The sequence below is a fragment of the Okeania sp. SIO3I5 genome (assembly GCF_010672085.1).
In the GTDB taxonomy this organism is placed as follows: domain Bacteria; phylum Cyanobacteriota; class Cyanobacteriia; order Cyanobacteriales; family Microcoleaceae; genus Trichodesmium.
In genome coordinates this window covers 1-4800 of record NZ_JAAHHT010000408.1, presented here as the reverse complement: position 1 = coordinate 4800, position 4800 = coordinate 1, and the positions used below count along the sequence as shown (strand labels likewise).

Sequence of the window (4800 nt, the reverse complement as noted above, 5' to 3'; positions counted from 1 at the left end):
CAGAGCGCTGGCATTCATGTCCTGAATGTGGACAAGAACTAGATAGGGACTATAACTCGGCACTTCTGATACAGAAAATTGGATTGTTATCAACACAGGAGGAGGACATCACTTCTGTTAAAACTGCTCTCAGGGTCTCCCAGACTGAAGAATCCCGCGCTCTCCCGTAGGGGAGCCTCGGGAGTATGTCAACGATAGTATATAATTACAACATTATTTCTGTTAATAAGGAGGATAGAAAATGGAACCTATAGAAATTGGTCTAGTAGCGATCGCCTATTCTTTTTTAATTAAATATGTGGAAAAGACAGGGGAAGGTTTAGGGGAAAGGACTTTGGATCAGGTGGGTAAGTTGTGGCAACGGGTAAAAGCAATGCCTGGGGATACTTTTGGTGCTTTGAAACCTGGACAGGAAAATCCTTTTCCTGAAGATTTTGACCAAGCAATACGGGAAATGGAGGCGGTTGCTAATCAAAACCCAGAATTTAAGCAAGATATTATTGATGTGGTTGCGGTTGCTCAAGAGGAAAATCCAGAATATGTTGAAAAGCAGTTAGAGAAAATTCAGCTTCCAGGAGTAACTGCTGAAAAAATGAAAATTAATGCTTTGCTTCAGCAAAGCACTATGAGTGGGGGTAATATTGTTGAGACTGGGGCGTTTGTAGGTAGCTCGGAAGCGTTTAAAGGTAGTACCATTCATGGTAATGTCACCATTTGAATAGAGTCGTCGGAAGGGTCAACGACAAAAGAAAGTACCCAACTGCAAAAAGGTATTCCTGAAAGTTTTAGTCATCAGACTGGAGCTAATAAATTTAGCGATCGCTATGAGGTAATAGACACTGTAAAGCAACAGTTTAAATTACAGCCAATTATGTTTTTTTTTCTAGGTTTGGGAGTAATTATTGCGTTAATCTTGATAATTATAATAAATCTAGTTTTTTCGGATGATAAATATACAGAAATCTCACCTGTAAAGACACCTTCACTATCATTAGATACTTCTATTAAAGAACTAAAGGAATATACTGATTTAACTCATCTTTTGGCACTTAAAGAATGAAAAGAAGCTGATTTAAAAACAGGAGAGCTTATACTAATAAGAGCAAATCGCCAAAAAGAAGGATTTCTCAATGGTGAGTCGGTTAGAAATTTTTCTTGCGAAGATTTACGAGTTATTGATAATCTTTGGAAAAACTCTAGCGATGAACATTTTGGATTTAGCATACAAAAACAAATTTGGGAGGATATTGCCAAAAATCCTGAAAGTTTTGACCTCGAAACTTATCAAAAATTTCTCGAATATATAGGCAGAGACCAAACGGCAGATTACAATAACCTTATGTTTGAAAGTAAATCTCCGCGAGGGCATCTTCCCCATACTGGTATGACTGTTATTTGGGCAGTAGGAGAAGATGCAATTAGTCTTTTGCTAAAGTGTAATTTCAACTAAAAATGAATACCTTTTCAAGATAAGGAAAAATCTTCTTTTTTTTATCTGAATATGAGTTAGAACCAAAGTAAGATGAGATAACAAAATTGAAATATGACTGGCTAGACTATCACGATATAATTTGGGAGAATCCGCGAAATTGTCTCGAAGAAAATGACAGTACAAATCTATGTGTTTTAGTGAATAAATTACTTAATGTAGCAAGTCTAAATGAGTTGTAAAGTTAAAGGAACCTAAAACAGTTTTTCTAATTAAGTGGCTTATTAAAAACTAAAATGGTTTTGCTATAATTTATGGATAAGAAACATTTAAGAGGAAGTATGAAATTTTCTAGATTGATTAGCATTGGATTTCTAAGTTTAATTTTAACTGCATTCGGGATAGAAACTACACAAGCACAACGTTCAAAAGGTGCAACTAACTTTGTATCTTTAACGTCAAAACTACGAGAATGTAATCGTAATGGATATTTCTATTGGAAATCTCGTAATGGAAATATTTCTATCGGAAAACAACTTGAACCCTATATTGCTCGTGTGAATTTTGACAGCGAAAATACAATCTATACCCTGGTTTGTAAGATTAATCCTAAAGGAACAACACAACCTTTTGGAACTTTTAGATTCACTTTTGGAGTTGACGAATTTGCCAGTAATGTACAAATTGAGGTTAAAGTTTATTTAGATGGAAAAATAACTGCTGGTCATACTGTAAATCGTGGTGAAATAAAAACTTTGTTATTAGATGTTGCTAATAGCGAGGACATGGCTATAGAATTTCAAACCACAAATGATGGTCCATATTTGTATATTCTTGACGATAATCTTGTACCATTGGAATAATTATGTTAAACCGACGCAAATTTACAAAACTAGCTATCTTAGGTGGTACTTCTCTAGCAGCTAGCTCTGGAATATTCTTTCCAAAGCCTACAGAAGCTCAATCCTTTGATTTATTGTTAGAAAACGAAAATATTAGGAACATATTTTTTGACCTTGTTAAAGCTATTGCTGCCCAATTAAATGAAGAATTAGTTTCTGATATTGAGTCTGCTGTTAAAGCTGTCAATACAAAACTTTTTGAGCGCGGATATACACAAAATCAAACTCCCTTTGCTCAAATAGGTGGTGGTAGTAGAAATAATAATCCACTTTGGGGTTATGATAAAAATGAGACAATCGCCCCCAATTTTGCATTAGCTAATGTTGATACGTCAGGCAAAGAATTTATATTGGCAAGTCCGACTATTGTAGGAATAAAATCCGCCACTAATTACTTGGCTGCTGAAGGACTTTCTCCTGATGAAATTGATGGCTCTCTCATACCTTCGGGTTCTCGATTTGAAGATTGGACTACTTGGCGAGGGGATAACGATCCAACTATTGGACCAAATTCAAAAGTAGGACTAACCCAGTATGAAACACGGTTAGGGTTAGTCACTCGTCGTTATGAAGCACTAGATCCTAGTAGTGGCAAGATAGGTAAAATTAAAATGACTATTGAAGCAGCAAATCAACCTCGTCGAGTAATTACTACACACGTGTCAGTTTAGGATATCAGGACTTACGCAGAGACACTATATATAGTGTCTATAGTCTTCAAAAACTATAACGTTATAAATATGTAGTGTTTAGAACTCAAAAATGCGTAAGTCCTGGATATATAAGAATTCTCAAAAAATATTCAGAGAAAACCTAGAACAAGCACTGAGGAATTGGCAAGAAAAACTTGCCGACTACGAGAACAAACTATCGATAAATACCAGTGCAGAAAATAATGAAAATAACCATATTAATATAAAACTCTGTAACTATTTTTATAGTAATTTGTATTAATCTCTAATAGTAGTTACTGAAATACTTTTATTTTGTAAATAATTTTTGGCATTGGTCATTTTTGCTATAATTTTTCTTAAAATGGTAATTGCCCAACTCCTAATTAAAAAGCATTTTATATTTGACAAATTTTAGATTTCATAGCTTGATTCACCAACGGCTAATTTTTTTCTATTAAATGACCACAATTACCAATAAACAAAGTCAATAGCCTCCCTTTTTTGAGATGATAAAAGAAGAAATTTCGGGTTTTCTTGCCTCCTAATTCAGCGGGAGGTACTAATAACTAATAACTAATAACTAAAATGACACTATTAAGTTCAATTTCCGTTCCACCTAAATTAGAACCTACTTCTCTATTTGTTGCTTTGCATGGTTGGGGAGCTAACTGTAATGATTTAACACCCTTTGTAGGAGAATTGAATCTCCCTGATTATAGGTTTGAATTCCCAGACGCCCCACTACCTCATCCTGAAGTTCCTGGAGGAAAAATGTGGTACGATTTGTCCAACCAAGAATACCAAGGTTTAGCAGAAAGTCGCCAAATGTTGATTGATTGGCTAATTTCTCTGGAAAGTAAAACAGGGATACCATTATCCAAAACTATTCTATGTGGTTTTTCTCAGGGTGGGGCAATGGCTATGGATGTAGGAATAACTTTGCCTATAGCCGGCTTAATTATTCTCAGTGGTTATTTACATTCTCCAGTTCAACCATCTGTAGAAAAATTACCGCCCATTTTAATTGTGCATGGTATAGAAGACCCAGTTGTACCTATTCAACAAGGGAGGCGATCGCGTGATACTTTTACAAATTTAGGGGCAAATATACAGTATCAAGAATTTGATATGGGGCATGAAATTCGCCCAGAGATTTTGGAGTTGATGCGAAGTTTTGTTATAGATGTTATAGCAAAAGCCTAGAAGAACTACTATATTGTAAAAATGTTAACTTCCCCGGCGGGAAGTCCCGCGCTCTCCATCCCCCCTAACCCCCCTTGGAAAGGGAGGAGGGGAGCTCAGGGATGGGAAAGCCGGGCCAGGAAGTACCGTCCTATAGTTATATTTGGCTATAGCCATTGACAATTATATACATAGCCATTATAATAACAAGCTGAGAAATCCAGGTAGATTATACCATGCTACTGAAATATAAGTACAAGCTCAAGCCACATAAGAGTCAAGCAGTAATTATATCTAACTGGTTGTCCATGGCGAGACTTCAATATAATTACCGTTTAGCTGAAAGGTTAAACTGGTTTGAAGCCACGCGGACAAGAGTTTACTCGTGTCCTCTTAATGCTTCAGTAGTAGGGACGTTAGCATTTTTGTTGAGTTGGGCGGTAACGAAAATGCGAACGTCTGTACAGCGGATTTATCAAAACATACCACCTTTGAAAAACCTAGCCAATCCTAGACATTTTTAGGAATTGTCTCTCAAAGGTTGCAGATTAAGTCTTAATTGACTACGTTGGCAGGTCACGACCACAATATGTGAACTCCAGCATATATGCTG

Annotated in this window: 6 protein-coding genes and 1 pseudogene; all 7 read left to right on the top strand. The window is 36.1% G+C overall.

The genetic code is table 11. The annotated features are described in order from the left end of the window. Positions 1-241 precede the first annotated feature (241 nt). The 7 genes and pseudogenes from F6K40_RS38810 (at position 242) to F6K40_RS38785 (ending at position 4711) form a co-directional block, all read left to right on the top strand. Positions 242-718 carry a hypothetical protein gene (locus F6K40_RS38810; RefSeq protein ID WP_293145210.1) on the top strand — a complete coding sequence of 159 codons (477 nt, stop codon included), beginning with the start codon at positions 242-244 and terminating at the stop codon, positions 716-718. 354 nt (positions 719-1072) lie between these two features. Continuing rightward, a pseudogene (locus F6K40_RS41230) lies at positions 1073-1450 on the top strand (GUN4 domain-containing protein); the annotation flags it as partial. Between the two features lie 320 nt (positions 1451-1770). Further along, positions 1771-2292: a hypothetical protein gene (locus F6K40_RS38805; RefSeq protein ID WP_293145207.1), complete on the top strand. Its 522-nt coding sequence runs from the start codon at positions 1771-1773 to the stop codon at positions 2290-2292. A 2-nt stretch (positions 2293-2294) separates the two neighbouring features. Further along, positions 2295-3002: a hypothetical protein gene (locus tag F6K40_RS38800; protein ID WP_293145204.1), complete on the top strand. Its 708-nt coding sequence runs from the start codon at positions 2295-2297 to the stop codon at positions 3000-3002. 91 nt (positions 3003-3093) lie between these two features. Continuing rightward, positions 3094-3285 (top strand): hypothetical protein, encoded by a 192-nt coding sequence (locus F6K40_RS38795; RefSeq protein ID WP_293145201.1) that lies wholly within the window; start codon positions 3094-3096, stop codon positions 3283-3285. A gap of 305 nt (positions 3286-3590) precedes the next feature. Beyond that, positions 3591-4208, top strand: coding sequence for an alpha/beta hydrolase (locus F6K40_RS38790; RefSeq protein WP_293145199.1), 618 nt, complete (start codon positions 3591-3593; stop codon positions 4206-4208). Between the two features lie 215 nt (positions 4209-4423). Further along, the gene (locus F6K40_RS38785) at positions 4424-4711 is read left to right on the top strand and encodes a helix-turn-helix domain-containing protein (protein WP_293145197.1); all 288 of its coding nucleotides are present in this window, start codon (positions 4424-4426) and stop codon (positions 4709-4711) included. Positions 4712-4800: the final 89 nt, after the last annotated feature.